General features: G+C 70.4%; 11 protein-coding genes. 5 read left to right on the top strand and 6 right to left on the bottom strand.

Annotation, left to right across the window (positions count from 1 at the left end; all coding sequences use genetic code 11):
* Positions 1-10: 10 nt before the first annotated feature.
* The 4 genes from EJC51_RS35885 to ngcE all read right to left on the bottom strand — a co-directional run bounded on the left by EJC51_RS35885 (position 11) and on the right by ngcE (position 4,782).
* A complete protein-coding gene (locus EJC51_RS35885; protein ID WP_097274654.1) occupies positions 11-1,210 on the bottom strand; it encodes an ROK family transcriptional regulator in 1,200 nt (399 codons plus the stop codon).
* 183 nt (positions 1,211-1,393) lie between these two features.
* Positions 1,394-2,317: a carbohydrate ABC transporter permease gene (locus EJC51_RS35880; RefSeq protein ID WP_126274847.1), complete on the bottom strand. Its 924-nt coding sequence runs from the start codon at positions 2,315-2,317 to the stop codon at positions 1,394-1,396.
* 17 nt (positions 2,318-2,334) lie between these two features.
* Complete coding sequence (locus tag EJC51_RS35875; RefSeq protein WP_126274846.1) at positions 2,335-3,270, bottom strand: carbohydrate ABC transporter permease; 936 nt, start codon at positions 3,268-3,270, stop codon at positions 2,335-2,337.
* 66 nt (positions 3,271-3,336) lie between these two features.
* Positions 3,337-4,782: an N-acetylglucosamine/diacetylchitobiose ABC transporter substrate-binding protein gene (ngcE, locus tag EJC51_RS35870; RefSeq protein ID WP_126274845.1), complete on the bottom strand. Its 1,446-nt coding sequence runs from the start codon at positions 4,780-4,782 to the stop codon at positions 3,337-3,339.
* Between the two features lie 370 nt (positions 4,783-5,152).
* On the opposite strand from ngcE, the gene EJC51_RS35865 reads away from it, so the two are divergent.
* The 5 genes from EJC51_RS35865 to EJC51_RS35845 all read left to right on the top strand — a co-directional run bounded on the left by EJC51_RS35865 (position 5,153) and on the right by EJC51_RS35845 (position 14,987).
* The gene (locus tag EJC51_RS35865) at positions 5,153-8,902 is read left to right on the top strand and encodes a GH92 family glycosyl hydrolase (RefSeq protein ID WP_126274844.1); all 3,750 of its coding nucleotides are present in this window, start codon (positions 5,153-5,155) and stop codon (positions 8,900-8,902) included.
* A gap of 20 nt (positions 8,903-8,922) precedes the next feature.
* On the top strand, positions 8,923-10,869 hold the full coding sequence (locus tag EJC51_RS35860; RefSeq protein ID WP_126274843.1) for an alpha-glucuronidase: 1,947 nt from the start codon (positions 8,923-8,925) through the stop codon (positions 10,867-10,869).
* 89 nt (positions 10,870-10,958) lie between these two features.
* Positions 10,959-12,365, top strand: coding sequence for a hypothetical protein (locus EJC51_RS35855; RefSeq protein WP_126274842.1), 1,407 nt, complete (start codon positions 10,959-10,961; stop codon positions 12,363-12,365).
* Between the two features lie 58 nt (positions 12,366-12,423).
* Positions 12,424-13,659: an AAA family ATPase gene (locus EJC51_RS35850; protein ID WP_126274841.1), complete on the top strand. Its 1,236-nt coding sequence runs from the start codon at positions 12,424-12,426 to the stop codon at positions 13,657-13,659.
* A 122-nt stretch (positions 13,660-13,781) separates the two neighbouring features.
* The gene (locus tag EJC51_RS35845) at positions 13,782-14,987 is read left to right on the top strand and encodes a vWA domain-containing protein (protein WP_126277263.1); all 1,206 of its coding nucleotides are present in this window, start codon (positions 13,782-13,784) and stop codon (positions 14,985-14,987) included.
* On the opposite strand, the gene EJC51_RS35840 is transcribed toward EJC51_RS35845, so the two are convergent.
* Together EJC51_RS35840 and EJC51_RS35835 are read right to left on the bottom strand one after the other, a co-directional pair.
* Positions 14,980-16,983 carry a beta-galactosidase gene (locus EJC51_RS35840; protein ID WP_126274840.1) on the bottom strand — a complete coding sequence of 668 codons (2,004 nt, stop codon included), beginning with the start codon at positions 16,981-16,983 and terminating at the stop codon, positions 14,980-14,982. The two genes, EJC51_RS35845 and EJC51_RS35840, sit on opposite strands and share 8 nt — an antisense overlap.
* Positions 16,980-17,663 carry a hypothetical protein gene (locus tag EJC51_RS35835; protein WP_126274839.1) on the bottom strand — a complete coding sequence of 228 codons (684 nt, stop codon included), beginning with the start codon at positions 17,661-17,663 and terminating at the stop codon, positions 16,980-16,982. Before EJC51_RS35835 ends, EJC51_RS35840 begins: the two co-directional genes overlap by 4 nt.
* Positions 17,664-17,682: the final 19 nt, after the last annotated feature.

The raw sequence follows: 17,682 nt of genomic DNA, 5'->3' as shown, positions 1-17,682 counted from the left end.
GTTTCGTTCTCTAAGTGAAGGCAGGAGCCGCTGAGTGCAGCGTGCCGTCCAAAAGGGTCGAATCACCCATCTCGCTGAGCGCGAGGGCGAGTGCTCCGAGCACCTCCGCACGGCCTCCAAGTGCCCCGGGGAGAACGGTGAGTTGACGTGCCGCGCTGGGAATGGCGTAGCGGCTGACGGACTCCCTGATGGGCCCGAGAACCAGCTCGCCCGCCTCGGCGAGATCACCACCGAGGACCACCCTGCTCGGGTTCAGGAGATTGCAGAGATTGGCCACTCCACTGCCGATATGGCGGCCGACGTCGGCGATCACCCGACGGCAGCCAGGGTCTCCGTCCCTGGCCAGCCGCACGACGCCTTCCATCGTCAGGTCCGTGCCGTGACTGGACTGGAGGAGCGGCAGCACATAGCGCGCGGCCGCGAAGGTCTCCAGGCAGCCCCGGTTTCCACAGCGGCAGACCGGTCCGGATTCATCAAGAGTAATATGCCCGATTTCTCCCGCTGTGCCACCCGGGCCCCGGTAGATCTTGCCGTCGATGACCAGACCGGCGCCGACACCGCTCGCGACCTTGATGTACGCCAGGTCTCTGACGCCTCTGCCGCTGCCCCAGACCATCTCGCCGAGGGCACCCAGGTTGGCGTCGTTGTCGACGTGCACGGGGACGCCCAGGCGGCCTCCCAGCTCCTCGGCGGGCTTGGTGCCGATCCAGCCCGGCAGGATCGCGGAGGAGCCCAGCGAGCCGGACTCCAGGTCGATCGGGCCGGGGACGCCGAGGCCCACGCCGGCGATCTTCGAACGGTCCACGCCCGTTGCTGCGATCAGGCGGTTGACCAGCTCTTCGGCCCGGTCGAAGCCCTGCGTGGAGGAGGCGTCCACGTCCAGCGGCTCGGACTCCTCGGCCAGCACCTGGTGGGCCAGATTGCCGACGGCGACCCGTAGGTGCGTATGGCCGAAGTCGACGCCGATGACGATGCCGGCGTCGCCGCTGAGCGAGACGCTGCGGGCCCGCCTGCCACCCGCCGACGTGGGCGTGACCTCGACGGTTCCGCCGTCCTTGAGCTCCCGGACGATGTTGGAGACGGTGGCCGCGGACAGACCCGTGGTCCGTGCGATCTCCGCCTGGGTGAGCGACCCGGCCAGCCGGACGGCCCGGACGACCCGTTCCAGGTTGGCTCGGTGCAGCGACGACTGCGACCCCGGAGTCTCCACGACGACCTCCTGCGCGCGGGACCGCATCGATGAGGCCCCGTCTATGTCCAACTAGTGAACTCTAAGCTGAGCCGTTCGGGTCGCCTCCCGTCAAGAGGTTGAACAGTTTCCGGGCCTGTGGACACGCCTCGGCGCACCGTCACCAGGGGCGGGGACGGTGCGCTCACGGGCGCTCTCGGAGCGCTACTTCAAGGTCGCGGACGTAAGGCCCGCCTGCACCTGGCGCTGGAAGGACAGATAGACGACCAGCATCGGGATCATCGCGATGGTCACACCGGCGAAAAGCACCGGGAGGTCGGAGGCGTACCCCTGTTGCTGCTGGAGCTGGATGAGGCCCTGGGTGAGGACGTAGCGCTCGGGATCGTCACCGCTCTGCGGCTGCATGAGGACCGTCGGCAGGATGAACTGGTTCCACTGGCCGAGGGTGTTGAAGATGCCGACGCTGACCAGACCCGGCTTCGCCATCGGCAGCATCACCTGGAAGAAGGTGCGGCTGTGCGAGGCACCGTCCAGGATCGCCGCCTCGAAGACGGCCGTGGGCAGGGTCCGGAAGAAGGCGTGCATGAAGAAGACCGTGAACGGCATCGAGTAGGCGACGTACACCAGGATCAGCCCCTGGTAGGTGTTCAGCATGTCCAGCCGTTTGACCATGAAGAACAGCGGGACGAGGGCCAGGAACACCGGGAACATCGCGCCGGCCACGAAGAAGTAGTACAGGAACCGGTTGCCCCAGAACTCGTAGCGGGCCAGCACGTAGGCCGCCATCGAGCCGAACAGCATCGTCAGCGGCACCGAGAAGACCAGCACGATGACGGTGTTCAGGAAGTAGTCGCCGATCCCCTTGTCCCAGGCCCGTCCGAAGACGTCCAGCGACCAGTTCTGCGGCCAGCCGAAGGCCGAGCCGCCGATCTGGCCGTCGGTCTTGAAGGAGCTCAGGACGAGCCAGAGCAGGGGCAGGATGATCAGCAGGGCCCACAGGGCGAGGAAGCCGTGCGAGAAGACGTTCAGGACCACGCCCTCGCTGCGTTCGTCGCCGGGGCGGGCCGGGGTCTTGGCCACGGGCCGCCGCACGGGGGCGTCCGCCGTCTCCTTGATGGGTGCGCTCATCGTCGTATCTCTCCCGCTCAGAACTCGACGCGGTCGCGGCGGGTGGCGCGCAGCATGACCACGGACAGGACCAGGGTGAGCAGCAGCATGACGACGCCCATGGCGCAGGCGTATCCGCTCTTGCCGAAGTACTGGAAGTTGCGCATCATCACCGTCGACATCACGTCGCTCTTGTGATCGGGACCGCCGCCGTAGGCGCCCATGTTCTGGGTCATCGAGGAGACGAGGACGAACATGTCCATCGCGACGATGCCCAGGTACACCCAGGCGGTCTGCACGCTCTCCCAGAGCAGCGGCAGGGTGATGCGGAAGAAGGACTGGTTGCGGCCGGCGCCGTCGATCAGGGCGGCCTCGTAGATGTCCTTCGGGATGGACTGCATGGCGGCGGAGAACAGCACCAGGTAGAAGCCGACGCCGTGCCAGACCACGGCGATCATCAGCATCCACAGCACCAGTTTCGGCTCGTTCAGCCATTCCATCGGATTCTGGGCGTCGACCAGTCCGAGTTTGATCAGGACGCCGTTGAGGAGACCGCCGCCGTCACTGCGGTACACGGCGTTGAAAAGCACCGCGACGATCGCCAGTGACAGCACCTGCGGAAAGAAGTAGACGATTTTGTAGAACGACGATCCGGCGACACCCGAGACCCCGCCGGCCCGGCTGCGCCCGCCCGCGTTCAGCATGAACGCGAAGAACAGGGCGAGCAGGATCGTGATCGCCGGGATGAAGATCAGGAACAGGATGTTGTGCCAGATCGCCTGCATGAAGACGTCGTCGTCGAACAGCGCCTTGTAGTTGTCCAGGCCGACGAACTTGAAGGTCTGCGACTGTCCCTTCCAGTCGGTCAGCGAATAGCCGAACGTCTGGATGTACGGCCAGATCACGAAGATCAGATAGAGCGCCACGGGGACGAACAGAAATCCCGCGACGAACCTGTGCTGCCCTTTGCGCATTGGCGTTCCCTGCCCCTGATGTCCTTCCCCGGGCCGGAGTGGTTCCGGCCCGGGGAACGGCGTTGGTCAGTCCCGGTGGTTCTTCTTGGAGGCCGGGTCCTTGGCCTGCTTGTCGACCGCGGCCTGGGCGCGCTTGAGCCACTCCTTGGGCTGGATGCGCTTGGCCATCAGCTCGTTGGAGGCGGCCTCGATCGCCGCTCCCATCTCGCTGTACCAGTCGACGTACAGGTAGCGGAAGGTGTTGTCACCCGCCGCCTTGGACGCCTCGACCGTGGACTGGGTCCCCGGGCGCAGCTGGACGCCGCTGTCCACGCCGTCCTTGAGGATGGTCAGCGAGTTGGCCTCCTTGGCGAACTGCGTCGACCACTCCTTGGAGAGCATGCGCCGCATGAACTCCTTGGCCCCGGCGAGGTTCTTCGCCTTGTTCGGGATGATGAAGGGCTCGCCGGCACCGGCCCGGATCGCCTCGAAGGGCAGCTTGCTGTCGGGCAGCAGCGGCATCGGCAGGAACTTCATGTCGAAGTCCGCCGGGGTCGTCTTGAGCTGCTCGTTCTCCAGCCAGGAGCCGCTGGTGATGAACACGGCCTTGTACTGGTTCCAGCGGGTCTGCGACTCGGTGTGGGTCAGGCCGTTGGTGCCGGGCATCAACAGGCCCTTCTCCACGACCTCGTAGATCGCCTCGACGCCCGCCTGGGCCGCGTCGGAGCCGACGAAGGCCTTGGGGTCGAGGTTGTCGATCGCCTTCATGGCGTCCAGACCACCGGTCTTGGCGATCAGGTCCATGATGGCCACGTTGATGTAGTACGGGTACTTGCCCTGGTGGGCCAGGCCGCCGATGCCCTGCTTCTTGGCGTCGGTGCAGATGGCGAGGAAGTCGTCCCAGGTCTTGGGCTCCTCCCAGCCCTTCTCCTTGAAGAGCTTGCCCGAGTACCACAGGCCCCAGACCGTGTAGATGTAGTTGAGGGCGACGACCTTGCCCTCGAACGTGCCCGGGTCGAGGGTGCCGGGGATCAGGGTGTCGCGGACCTTCTTGGAGGGGTCGTCGACCGACGGGGCGTCCAGCACCTCGGCGAGGTCGAGGAGCTGGCCGTTCTTGTTGAGGACGTCGACCTTGATCTGCTGGGCGCCGGAGTCGTCCACGATGTCCGGCGGGGTGCCCGCGTTGAAGCGGGGCTGGAGCTTGCCGGTGATCTCCTGCGTCCCGGTGTGGGAGGAGGTGATGCCGAGCTTCTTCTGGAAGTCGGCCTCCCACACCTTGGCGTAGTTGTCGCCGTAGCCGCCCTTGAAGATGACGACGTCGAGCTTGCTGCCCTTCTCGGCACCGAAGGGGTTGTCCTTGGTGGTCTTGCCCTTGGGGGTGTCGTTGCCGGAGTCGTCGTCCCCGCCACCGCTGGCACACGCGGACAGGAAACTCATCGTGGGGACGGTGATCAGACCGAGTGCGGCGGACCGCTTGATCAGATCACGGCGGCCGACGGAGCCTTTGTCGTTCTCGGCGGAAGTGGATCCCATGCTCAAGTCCTCGCCTTCTCCAGGACTCAGGCGGTGAACCGGATCCTCGCCGGGCACCGCGATCGGGTCACGCTGGGTCGTGCAGGAAGTGCGAACGTGCGGTTGCACGGATCAGTGAAGTGCCGACAGGTATAGTCCACTTCCCGCCAGCGGAGCAAGATCGAATGCAAGGTTGGCCATGGGTCTTTTCCGAGTTGAGACCTCCCGGAAATATGTGCGGGCTGTGCACCGAGCGATGGAAAAACCACCGATTATGCGCCTGAACGCCACACCCAACACCCTTGACATCGTTCACCACTTGGACCACAACTGATCCTTGCGCATCGAAGTCGACAACGTTGTCCACGACATGCAGGGAGCGTGTGGGTCCATGCGGCACAGACGGTGTTCGACCATGGTCACAGCGGTGGCTCTCGTTCTGGCGGCCGGCCATCAGGCCGCCGCCCTGCCGGAGGCCCCGGCTGCCGCCGACCGGGCATTCGCCTCCTCCTTCGAGGCGGACGACCCCGCACCGGACTGGCTGAGCACCCCGGAGCGTGCCTCCGGTGTCGACGGCGGCTACGGCAGCGGCATCCCGGGCAATGTCACCGACCACGTCACGGACGTCCGCGCGAGCGCCGAGAACACGGGCGGCGGCGAGGTGAAGGAGAACCTCGCCGACGGCGAGGCGGTCACCAAATGGCTGACCTTCGCCCCCACCGGCTGGGCCGAGTTCGACCTCGACAAGCCCTACCGCATCGCCACATACGCCCTCACCTCGGCCAACGACTACGCCGAGCGGGACCCGAGGGACTGGACCCTTCAGGGCTCGACGGACGGCAAGGACTGGAAGACCCTCGACACCCGCGCCGGAGAGACGTTCGACGAACGGTTCGAGACAAAGTCGTACGACCTCCCGGAGCCGGCGGAGTACGCGCACTTCCGCCTGGAGATCACGGCCAACAACGGCGCCGAGGGCATCCTCCAGCTCGCCGACGTGCAGCTGTCCACGGGCGGCGGCGCCGGGCCGGTCCCGCAGGACATGCTCTCGCTGGTCGACCGCGGCCCGAGCGGCTCGCCGACGGCGAAGGCACGCGCCGGGTTCACCGGCCGGCGGGCGCTGCGGTACGCGGGGCGGCACACGGCGGACGGGCGGGCGTACTCGTACAACAAGGTCTACGACGTGAATGTCGCCGTCCGCCCGGACACCCGGCTGTCCTACCGCGTCTTCCCGTCGATGGCGGACGGCGACCGGGACTACGACGCCACGAACGTGGCGGTGGACCTGGCCTTCACCGACGGCACCTATCTGAGCGGGCTCGGGGCGACGGACCAGCACGGGTTCGGGCTGTCGCCGCAGGCCCAGGGGGCCGCGAAGGTGCTGTACGTCAACCAGTGGAACAGCGTGGCCTCGCGGATCGGGTCGGTCGCGGCCGGGAAGACCGTCGACCGGATCCTGGTGGCGTACGACTCCCCGCGCGGGCCGGCGAGGTTCCGTGGCTGGCTGGACGACGTGCGGATCGAGCCGGTCGCGCCGGAGCGGCCGAAGGCCCATCTGTCCGACTACGCGCTGACGACCCGCGGCACCAACTCCAGCGGCGGCTTCTCGCGCGGCAACAACTTCCCGGCGACGGCCGTGCCGCACGGCTTCAACTTCTGGACCCCGGTGACCAACGCGGGCTCGCTGAGCTGGCTGTACGACTACGCGCGGGGCAACAACGACGACAACCTGCCGACGATCCAGGCGTTCAGCGCGAGTCATGAGCCGAGCCCCTGGATGGGTGACCGGCAGACCTTCCAGGTGATGCCGTCGGCGGCGGCCGGCGTCCCGGACACCGGCCGGGAGGCGCGGGAGCTGGCCTTCCGGCACGAGAACGAGACCGCGCGGCCCTACTACTACGGGGTGCGGTTCGAGAACGGCGTGAAGGCGGAGATGGCGCCGACCGACCACGCGGCGGTGCTCCGCTTCAGCTACCCGGGCGACGACGCGAGCGTCCTCTTCGACAACGTCACCGATCAGGCGGGGCTGACGCTCGACAAGGCGGCGGGGGTGATCACCGGCTACTCGGACGTGAAGTCCGGGCTGTCCACGGGCGCGACGCGGCTCTTCGTCTACGGCGTCTTCGACCGGCCGGTGAAGGAGGGTGCCTCGCAGGGGGTGAAGGGATACCTGCGGTTCGACGCCCCGACGGTCACGCTGCGGCTGGCGACCTCGCTCATCAGCCTCGACCAGGCGAAGGACAACCTGCGCCAGGAGATCCCGGACGGTACCGCCTTCGAGACCGTACGGGACCGGGCGCAGCGGCAGTGGGACCGGCTGCTCGGCAGGGTGGAGGTCGAGGGCGCGACGCCGGACCAGCTGACGACCCTGTACTCCAGCCTGTACCGGCTGTATCTGTACCCCAACTCGGGCTTCGAGAAGGTGGGTTCGGAGGACAAGTACGCCTCCCCCTTCTCGCCCATGCCGGGACCCGACACCCCGACGCACACCGGCGCGAAGATCGTCGACGGCAAGGTGTACGTCAACAACGGCTTCTGGGACACGTACCGGACCACCTGGCCGGCGTACTCACTTCTGACGCCCAGTCAGGCGGGTGAGCTGGTCGACGGGTTCGTGCAGCAGTACAAGGACGGCGGCTGGACCTCGCGCTGGTCCTCCCCCGGCTACGCCGACCTGATGACCGGCACCTCCTCGGACGTCGCCTTCGCCGACGCCTACGTCAAGGGCGTCGACTTCGACGCCGAGGCGGCGTACGACGCGGCCGTGAAGAACGCCACGGTCGTGCCGCCGATGTCGGGCGTGGGCCGCAAGGGCATGGAGACCTCGCCCTTCCTCGGCTACACGAGCACCGAGACGCACGAAGGCCTGTCCTGGGCGCTGGAGGGCTACCTCAACGACTACGGCATCGCGCGGATGGGCCGGGCGCTGTACGAGAAGACGGGTGAGCGGCGGTACGCCGAGGAGTCCGCGTACTTCCTCAACCGGGCGCGGGGCTATGTGAACCTCTTCGACCCGAAGGCCGGCTTCTTCCAGGGCCGGGACCGTACCGGGAACTGGCGTGTGGAGTCCTCGGCGTACGACCCGCGGGTCTGGGGGTACGACTACACCGAGACCAACGGATACGGGTACGCCTTCACCGCCCCGCAGGACTCCCGCGGACTCGCCAACCTGTACGGCGGCCGAGCGGGGTTGGCGGACAAGCTCGACACGTACTTCGCCACCCCGGAGACCGCCTCCCCCGACTTCGTCGGCTCCTACGGCGGGGTCATCCACGAGATGACCGAGGCGCGGGACGTGCGGATGGGCATGTACGGGCACTCCAACCAGGTCGCCCACCACGTGACCTACATGTACGACGCGGCCGGTCAGCCGTGGAAGACCCAGCGCGACGTCCGCGAGGTGCTGTCCCGGCTGTACGTCGGCAGCGACATCGGGCAGGGCTACCACGGCGACGAGGACAACGGCGAGCAGTCGGCCTGGTACCTGTTCTCCGCGCTGGGCTTCTACCCGCTGGTGATGGGGAGCGGCGAATACGCCGTCGGGTCACCGCTGTTCACCAAGGCGACCGTCCACCTGGAGAACGGCAGGGACCTGGTGGTGCGGGCGCCGAAGAACAGCGCCCGGAACGTGTACGTCCAGGGCCTGCGGGTCAACGGGCGTTCCTGGTCGTCGACTTCGCTCCCGCACACGCTGCTCGCGAAGGGGGCGGTGCTCGACTTCGACATGGGTCCGCGGCCGTCGACGTGGGGCAAGGACTCGGCGCCCGTGTCGATCACGCGGGACGACGAGGTGCCGAGCCCGCGGAGCGATGTGCTGAAGGGCGAAGGGGCGCTGTTCGACGACACGTCGGCGACCGAGGCCTCCGTGACCTCGGTGGACCTTCCGGTGTCCGGACCGGTCAAGGGCGTGCAGTACACGGTGACTTCGGCCGGGGACCGCACGAAGACGCCGACCGGCTGGACGCTCCAGGGGTCGGACGACGGCACCACGTGGGAGACCCTCGACCGGCGGTCCGGGGAGTCCTTCGCCTGGGACCGGCAGACACGGGCGTTCACCGTGGGGTCTCCGGGTACGTACGGGAAGTACCGCCTGGTTCTCGACGGTGAGGCGGTGGTGTCGGAACTCGAACTGCTCGGCTGAGCAGGATCGTTGGAGGAATCATGCAGGGTGTCGATCCGGCCTGGCTGCCGGACGGGGTGTTCCGGCCGATCGGCACCCGGCGGACGGTGCTCCGCGGCTCGGGTCTCCTGGTGGACACGGTGCACGGCGAGTTGGTGGCCGCGTGCGCGCGGTACGGGGGCGGTGTCTCGCGCGAACCCGGGCCGTATGACCTGCTGTTGGAGCTCGACGACTCCTTCAGCCCCGACGACGCCGAGGGGTTCACCTACGAACGCGGCGACGGACGGGCCACCGTCACCGCGTCCGGCGCGCGCGGGCTGCTGTACGGCTTCTTCCATGCCGTCCGGCTCGGCGAGGAGGCGTTCCTCGGCGAACCGGTGCGGGAGACCCATCGTCCGGCGGTGGGACTGCGCATGCTGGACCACTGGGACAACGTGGCCGTGCACCCGGTCATGGGCCAGGTGGAGCGGGGCTACGCGGGCGGCTCGCTGTTCTGGGAGGACGGGCGGGCGCGCGGCGATCTGGACCGGGTGGCCGCGTACGGCAGGCTGCTGGCGTCCTGCGGGATCAACGCCGTGGCCGTGAACAACGTCAATGTGCACGAGGCCGAGGCGCGGCTGCTGACCGACCGGATCAGTGAAGTCGCCGCACTGGCAGGGGTGTTCAGGGCGTACGGCATCCGGACCCATCTGTCGGTCACCTTCGCGGCGCCGATCGTGCTCGGCGGGCTCGCCACCGCCGATCCGCTCGATCCGGAGGTGCGGAGGTGGTGGGCGGCGGCGACCGCGCGGGTCCACGAGGCGATCCCCGACTTCGGCGGGTACGTGGTGAAGGCCGACTCGGAGGGTCAGCCCGGCCCGTTCGCGTACGGCCGCAGTCACGCCGACGGGGCCAACCTGCTGGCCGCCGCGCTGGAGCCGTACGGCGGCACCGTGCACTGGCGGGCGTTCGTCTACGACCACCACCAGGACTGGCGGGACCGCACGACCGACCGGGCGCGGGCCGCGTACGACCATTTCACGCCGCTGGACGGGGAGTTCGCGGCGAACGCCGTGCTCCAGGTGAAGCACGGGCCGATGGACTTCCAGGTACGGGAACCCGTGTCGCCGCTGATCGGTGCGATGCCGGGGACGCGGCTCGCGGTGGAGTTGCAGGCCACGCAGGAGTACACCGGGCAGCAGCGGCATGTGTGCTGGCTGGGGCCGATGTGGAGCGAGGTGCTGCGGTTCGAGCCGGAAGAGGGGTCGCCCGTCGGGGAGTTGGCGCGCGGCGGACTCGTCGCCGTGTCGAACGTCGGCGACGACCCGTTCTGGACCGGGCATCCGCTGGCGCAGGCCAATCTCTACACCTTCGGGCGGCTGGCCTGGCGGCCGGACGCGGACGCCGGGGGCATCCTCGACGAGTGGATCGGGCTCACCTTCGGGGCGGACGCCACGGCGGGCGTGCGCGCGGTCATGGCGGGTTCGTGGCGGACGTACGAGAAGTACACCGCTCCCCTCGGAGTGGGCTTCATGGTGCAGCCGGGGCATCACTACGGGCCGAGCGTGGACGGCTACGAGTACAGCCCGTGGGGGACCTACCACTTCGCTGACCGGGACGGCGTGGGCGTGGATCGCAGTGTGGCGTCCGGCACCGGGTACGCGGGGCAGTACGGCAAACGGTGGGCCGAGGTGTACGAGACGGTCGCGTCCTGCCCCGACGAGCTGCTGCTGTTCTTCCATCATGTGCCGTACGGGCACGTGCTGAAGAGCGGGAAGACCGTGGTCCAGCACATCTACGACACGCACTTCGAGGGCGTGGACGAGGTGGCGGAGGCCCGGCGGCGGTGGGACGCGCTGGCCGGGGTCGTCGATCCGGTGCGGCATGCGCGGGTGGCCGAGCGGTTCGAGGAGCAGCTGCGCAGTGCGCGGGAGTGGCGGGACCAGATCAACAGCTACTTCTTCCGGAAGTCGGGGGTCCCGGACGAGCACGGGCGGACTATTTACTGACAGATCTTGAGCGGCGTGCCTATGATGCCGCCGATGAAGAACTTCTCCTCGTTCGGATTGGGGGACTCGTTCGCTCAAGGTGAGTGCTGATGGCAGCCCACCTCGCGAACGGGATTCCGACCCGCCTGTTGATGTGGCAGCGCGTACGCGAGTACGCCGTGCCACTGTCCATGATCGAGACCTCGACGGTCCGGCGCACCGCCGGTGACTGGGCGGGCGCCTGCGCCGCCGCCCGGGTCGACGTCGATCTCGATCTGCGCGCCGTGCGTCGTCGTCACGGCACTGAAGTCACCGCCCGACTCCGTGCGGATCTGCGCCGGTTGGCGCCGGATCTGCTGCGCTGGCACATGCCTCGGATCGCCCCCGACGGGCGGCTCCGGCCGGGCCTCACGCTCACCCTGGCCCGCTATCGGGGTGCCGTACCGCTCCAGCTGGTGGTGCGGACGCCACCGGCCTGGGCGGACGCCGGGCAGCGGATGGCGCTCGCGCTGTGGGAGGAGTCCGGGGACAGCGATCCCGGACACCATCCGCATCCGTATCCCGACCGGCGTTTCCGGCTCGATCTGCACCGGCATCTGTGGGATGCGGGGCGAAGCGGCGAGCTGGCGTCGCGCTGCGCCGACGACTCCTCGTGGGCGGGGGTGCCGTGCCTCGCCGGCGACTCCTCGTGGGCCACGGCCCGTTGGGCCGCCGAGGCGGAGGTGCTGTTTCGCGCCGACGGTCTTTCCCGTGGGGCCTTCACCGTGCGGCTCGGTCCGCGCAGTCGTGCCGTGCTGGAGCTCGTCGCGCCCGACGACAGTCATGCGCCGACGGTCCGGCCGCTGCGCAAGGAGCCGCCTCCGCAGGAGGTCGCGGCGCTGCCGGTGCTGCCCGAGGCGGCGGCCCGGGTGCTGCCGGATCTGGAGCTGGTACGGGCCGGACTGGTCCCGGTCGACCGGCTGCATCCGCTCGTCGCCGCCGCGTTGGCGGCGCACGGCCCGGCGGAGGTGGGGCAGGGTGCCCCCGTCGCCGCGGCGCGCGATCCGCATCGCGTGGAGTGCCGGGGCGAGGTCCATCGGATCGCGCTGCGGGACGGCGTGCTGACGGCGGTCGATCACGACCCCGCCCAACTGCGCCGCGAGGAACTGCTGGTGGCGCTCGGCGGACCGCCCCTGCCCTGTCTGCGGGCGATCGACGCCGTGCACCGCAACCCCGAGGAGCTGCCCGCGGTGCGGGAGCGGCTCGGTCACGGCGACGTCGTCGGGGCGCTGGCCGTCGTCGAGGGGCTGCTCGGCCCCGGTGCCGTGCTGCGTGACGGTCCGCTCCGGGAGGAGCTGGAGTCGGCCGCGGCCCGCCGCCTCGACCACGGCCTCTACCGCTCGGGGCTGGTCCCCGAGCACCCCGCCGCCGACGTGGCCGAGGAGGGGCGTCGTCCCCGGCTCGACCGTCGGATGCCTCCCGAGATGCGCCGCAGGCTGAGCCGTCGAACCCGGCCGCGTACCGGTCTCACCGTCTGATCCTCTTCCCTTTCCGAGGTCCCCTTCGGGACCCCTTCACACCCCTCAGGTGATGCCCATGACTTCGCACGCCCTCCTGCCCGCCAACCCTCAACTCGCCCTCGCCGACGACCTCCTGAAGCTGCTCCGGACCACCAGCACCGAGCCCCGCCCCGACGACCAGCTCGAAGCGCTCACCCTCGCCGTCGCGGCCGACCTGCCCGTGCTGCTGTGGGGCGAGCCCGGCATCGGCAAGACCGCGGCGCTGACGCAGCTCGCCGACTCCCTCGGCCTGCCGCTGACGACCGTGATCGCCAGCGTCCACGAACCGACCGACTTCTCCGGGCTGCCCATCGTCGGCGACGACCCCGCGGTGCAGGGGGTGCCGATGGCTCCGCCGCAGTGGGCCGTGGAGCTGGTCCGGGCCGGGCGGGGGCTGCTCTTCCTGGACGAACTGTCCACCGCCACCCCGGCCGTGCAGGCCGCGCTGCTGCGGGTCGTGCTGGAGCGCAGGGTGGGCGCGCTCCAACTGCCGCCGGGGGTGAGGATCGTGGCCGCCGCGAATCCGCGCGCGTCGGCGGCGGACGGCTGGGAGCTGAGCCCGCCGCTGGCCAACCGGTTCGTGCACCTGTACTGGGTGCACGACCGGGAGGTGGTGGTGCGGGGCCTCGGCGGGGTGTGGCCCCGGGCCGAACTGCCCCGGCTGGAGCCGGCGCGGCTGGCGGAGGCGGTGGCGTTCGCGCGGCGCGCGGTCTGCGGCTTCCTGCACGCCCGGCCGACGCTGATCCACCGGCTCCCGAGCACCGAGACGAGGCGCGGTGGAGCCTGGCCCTCGCCGCGCAGCTGGGAGACCGCGCTGACCCTGCTCGCCTTCGGCACGGCGGCCGACGTCTCCCGTGAGGTGCTGGCGCTGCTGGTGCGGGGTGCGGTCGGTGACGGGCCGGGCCTCGAACTGCTCGCCCACCTCGACCGGATGGACCTCCCGGACCCGGAGTCACTGCTGGCCGACCCGCCGGCCGCCGAGCTGCCCGAGCGCGGCGACCTGCGGCAGGCCGCGCTGGAGGCGGTGGTCGCGGCGGTCGGCGCCCGGCCGGAACGGGAGCGCTGGGAGGCGGGCTGGGCGGTGCTGGTCCGGGCCATGGAGACCGGCGCCCCGGATCTGCTGGTCGCCCCGGCCAAGGCGCTGGCCGGGCTGCGGCGCGACGAGTGGGAGGTGCCGGCGGCGGTGGAACGGCTGGCCAAGGTGGTCGGGATCGCCGACCGGGCGGAACGGTCGGTGGAGCGGGTCGAGGCCGGGCTGGGGGCGGGTCGATGACGAGGGCTGCGGGTCGGCCCGTACCGCGCCCCATGCCGCCGCCTCCCCCACCGCGCCCGGTGCGGGCGACGCTGACACAGCCGCCGAGGACCGGCGGCGAGGCCTCACAACTCCCCCTGGACATGGAGAAGTTGCTCGCCGCCCGCCTCCACGCCGTCAAGGTCCGCCCCTACCTCGCCGTCGCCCTCTTCGCGCTCCACGTCGTCGAGGACCGGTCCGTGCCGACGATGGCGGTCGACGCGCACTGGCGCTGCTACGTCTCCCCCGCCTTCGTGGCCCGCATGCCGGTCGAGGAACTGGCCGGCGTCTGGGTGCACGAGGTGTCCCATCTCCTCCGGGACCACCACGGCAGGGGCGAGCGCTACGCACGGGAGAACGAGGAGTACGGCCCCGGCGAGAGGCTGCGCCGCAACATCGCCGCCGACTTCGAGATCAACGACGACATCTACGGCGACGGCCTGCCCCACCCCCTCGGCGCGGTCCTGCCGTCACTGCTGGGCCTGGACAACGGCCTCCTCATGGAGGAATACCTGCGCACGTCGTCGATGTCCGGGCTCGCCGCGGACCTCGCCTGGCTGGACTGCGGCAGTGGTGCCGACGGACAGGCGCGGCCCTGGGAACTGGGCCCCGACGGGGCGAACGGGCTGACCCGGCAGCAGCGCGACGCCGTGCGCTTCCGGGTCGCCGAGGGGATCAAGGGGCGGCCGGGCGAGGCTCCGGAGGGCTGGCGACGCTGGGCCGACGAGGCGTTCCATCCGCCGCAGCCCTGGCGGCAGTTGCTGGGCGCGGCGATCCGCTCGGCGGCGGGTGCGCCGGGGGTGGGCGAGAACCACACGTACCGTCGTCCGTCCCGCCGCTCGGCCGCCGTCCCCGGGGTGGTACTGCCGAGTCTGCGCCGCACCCCGCCCCGGGTGTGCGTGGTGATCGACACCTCCGGTTCGGTGAGCGATGCCGAGCTGGGCAGCGCGCTGCTGGAGGTGGCGGCGATCGCACGGGCCGTGGGCGGCCGGCGCGACCTGGTCTCGGTGATCTCCTGCGACGCGGCGGCCGGACTCGCCGCCCCGCTCTGCCGCGCCGAGGACATCGAACTGATCGGCGGCGGAGGGACGGACCTGCGCTCGGGCTTCACCCGGGCACTGCGCTCCCACCCCCGCCCGGACGTGATCGTCGCGCTGACGGACGGCCAGACCCCCTGGCCGTCCGAGGCCCCGCCCTGCCGGACCGTCGTCGGGCTCTTCCCGCGTCCCGCGCGGGGCGTGAACGAGCACGACCCGGACTACGTCCCGGACACCCCGCCGTCCTGGGCACGTGTCGTCGTCATCAACTGAGCAGCCGCAGCACGGCCACGCCGAGGGGGTCGAGGGCCAGGGGGGCGCCCTTCTCGGCCCGCTTTCCGGTGAGGAGGTCGGTGACCGTGGCGGGGGCGGTCAAGGGGGCCGCTTCCGTCGCGTGGTTGAGGACGAAGAGGATGCGGGTGCCGTCGGGGGCGACGCGGGTCGCGGTCTCCACGGCCGGGTGGTCGGCGTACGGGCCGAGCAGGTCGTGACGGGTGAGGATGCGGCGGATCACCTGGTCGACACCGGGCTGGTCGAGGGCCGTGGCGACGTACCAGGCCTCGCCGTCCCCCCAGGCGTTGCGGGTCACCGCCGGTGTGCCCGCGTAGAAGTCGCCGCCGTACGTGGCGACCGGCTCGGCGCCGCGCGGCTGGACGATCTCGAAGACGAGGCGTGCCTCGGACCCCAACTCCGGTATGGACTGGGCGATTTCAGGCTGCCGTGCATCACATTCGTCCACGCGGACGCCCATGAGGGGGGCGAGCGGGCCGGGGACGTCGGTGAGGAACGCGCGGTCGTGTGCGTCGACGCGGCCGGAGAGGAAGGTCGTCAGGACGCTGCCGCCCCGAGCGGCGACGGCTTCGAGGCGGCCGGCGAGGTCGCCCTTGACCATGTGGAGCACGGGGGCGAGGACCACGTCGTACGCGGTCAGGTCGGCGGTCTGCGGTACGACGTCCACGTCGGCGCCGGCCTCGCGGGCAGCGCGGTAGTAGGTGTGGACGACCTCCTGGTACTTGACCAGCCGGGAGGGGCCGTCGGAGATATCCAGGGCCCACCAGCTGTCCCAGTCGAAGAGCAGAGCGGTGCGGGCGGTGGTGCGGGCGCCCAGGGTCGTGTCACCCAGGAGCCCCAACTCCTTTCCCAGGTCGGCGACTTCTCCGAACACGCGGGTGTCGTCCCGGCCCGCGTGCCCGATGACCGCCCCGTGGTACTTCTCGCAGGCGCCGCGGGAGGCGCGCATCTGGAAGTAGAGGGCGGCGTCGGCACCGTGGGCGATCGCCTGGAAGGTGGCGAGGCGTAACTCGCCGGGTCTGCGCAGGGGGTTCACGTCCCGGGAGGCGGTCGTCGACGGCGTCTGCTCCATGAGCCAGAACGGGGCGCCGTCCTTGAGGCCGCGCATCAGGTCGTGGGCCAGGGCGGGCCAGGTGGGCGGGGCGTCGAGGGGCGGGTAGCTGTCCCAGGACGCGAAGTCGAGGTGGGGTGCCCAGCGGTGGTAGTCGAGGGGGCGAAACATGCCCATGAAGTTGGTGGTGACGGGGGTCTCCGGGTCGTACCGCCGGATCGCCTCCTTCTCGGCGAGGAAGCAGCCGAGCAGTGCGTCGGTGGTGCAGCGGAAGTAGTCGAGGGTGATGCCCTGGAAGGCGGTGTGGTCGGGGCCCCGCCAGTGCTCGGTGAGGGCGCTGGGCGGTTCGATCTCGGCCCAGTCGGTGTAGCGGTGCGACCAGAAGGTGGTCCACCAGGCGTCGTTGAGGGCGTCCAGCGTGGCGTACCGGTCGCGGAGCCAGTCGCGGAAGGCGTCCGCGCACCGCTCGCAGTAACAGGCGCCGCCGTACTCGTTGTTGATGTGCCAGGCGAGCAACGCCGGGTGGTCGGCGTAGCGTTCGGCGAGGCGTCCGGCCATCGCGGTGGACAGTCGGCGGTAGGCGGGTGAGCTGGGGCAGAAGTTGTGGCGTTGGCCGTAGCGGTGCCGGCGGCCCTCGAAGTCGGTGCGGTTGACCTCGGGGTACTTCTTCGCGAGCCAGGGCGGGAGGGCGGCGGTGCCGGTGGCCAGGCAGACCTGGCGGCCCTCGGCGGCGGCGCGGTCGAGGACGCGGTCGAGGACCGTGAAGTCGTAGGTCTCCTCGGCGGGTTGGGTGAGCGACCAGGAGAAGACGCCGACGGTGAGGGTGTCGATGCCGGCCCGGGTGAAGAGGCGGTGGTCCTCGTCCCAGACGTCCCGCGGCCACTGCTCGGGGTTGTAGTCACCGCCGTACGGGATCTTGCCGGTCATGCGGTGAAGTCCCTCTCGGTCTCGGCGATCACCGCGCGGCTGCCGTGCAGCAGGGACAGCAGGAGCGGGGCGGCCAGCAGGGCGGGCAGGGCCTCGGTCAGCAGGGCGGTCCCCGCGGCGGACAGGACGAGCAGCGAGCCGGCGGCGAGGGTGGCACGCCCGTGCCGGAACAGGAAGTACGCGGCGAGGCGGGCGGTGTCGCGGGTGCGGAAGCTGAAGAGGGAGGTCAGGACGAGCGCGTGCGCTCCCCAGAGCAGCGAACCGGCCCCGATCGCGCCGAGCAGGACCGCCCACCAGCCGGGCAGCCCGGACGCGGAGAAGTGGGTGAGTGTGAACGCGATGACCGTGAGCCAGGCCAGCAGCGGCGCCCACAGTCGCAGCGCGGGGAGCGCGTTGAGCCGCCAGCCGCGCCGGTAGGCGCGGGCCGGGTGGAGGTCGGTGAGGTCGCGGTCGCGGTGGTGGACGGCGTAGACGGCGGCGGAGGCGGCCGGGCCGAGCGGGAGCAGGCATACGGCGGCCAGGGGGAGGTTCGACGGGTCGGCGCCCAGCAGGAGGAGGCCCGCGAGACCGGGGCTCGCGGCGGCCAGGAAGAGGGCCTCGACCGTGAGGAGGGTGTGGATGAGGGCGGCGGCGCGGGAGAGGGAGCCGGCACCGAAGGCGGCGGACGACGGTGTGCTCATCGCGGATCCGTTCGGGGGG

Source organism: Streptomyces aquilus (genome assembly GCF_003955715.1).
GTDB classification, from domain to species: domain Bacteria; phylum Actinomycetota; class Actinomycetes; order Streptomycetales; family Streptomycetaceae; genus Streptomyces; species Streptomyces aquilus.
The sequence above is the reverse complement of the archived record's forward strand: the minus strand, read 5'-3'. Positions and strand labels throughout refer to the sequence as shown.

What these genes read in the sequence shown, in the direction of transcription:
- EJC51_RS35855 (WP_126274842.1), top strand. Translation starts at nt 10,959, where the DNA reads ATGGCAGCCCACCTCGCGAACGGGATTCCGACCCGCCTGTTGATGTGG.
- EJC51_RS35865 (WP_126274844.1), top strand. Translation starts at nt 5,153, where the DNA reads ATGCGGCACAGACGGTGTTCGACCATGGTCACAGCGGTGGCTCTCGTT.
- EJC51_RS35850 (WP_126274841.1), top strand. Translation starts at nt 12,424, where the DNA reads ATGACTTCGCACGCCCTCCTGCCCGCCAACCCTCAACTCGCCCTCGCC.
- EJC51_RS35845 (WP_126277263.1), top strand. Translation starts at nt 13,782, where the DNA reads ATGGAGAAGTTGCTCGCCGCCCGCCTCCACGCCGTCAAGGTCCGCCCC.
- EJC51_RS35860 (WP_126274843.1), top strand. Translation starts at nt 8,923, where the DNA reads ATGCAGGGTGTCGATCCGGCCTGGCTGCCGGACGGGGTGTTCCGGCCG.
- EJC51_RS35880 (WP_126274847.1), bottom strand. Translation starts at nt 2,317, where the DNA reads ATGAGCGCACCCATCAAGGAGACGGCGGACGCCCCCGTGCGGCGGCCC.
- EJC51_RS35835 (WP_126274839.1), bottom strand. Translation starts at nt 17,663, where the DNA reads ATGAGCACACCGTCGTCCGCCGCCTTCGGTGCCGGCTCCCTCTCCCGC.
- EJC51_RS35875 (WP_126274846.1), bottom strand. Translation starts at nt 3,270, where the DNA reads ATGCGCAAAGGGCAGCACAGGTTCGTCGCGGGATTTCTGTTCGTCCCC.
- ngcE (WP_126274845.1), bottom strand. Translation starts at nt 4,782, where the DNA reads ATGGGATCCACTTCCGCCGAGAACGACAAAGGCTCCGTCGGCCGCCGT.
- EJC51_RS35840 (WP_126274840.1), bottom strand. Translation starts at nt 16,983, where the DNA reads ATGACCGGCAAGATCCCGTACGGCGGTGACTACAACCCCGAGCAGTGG.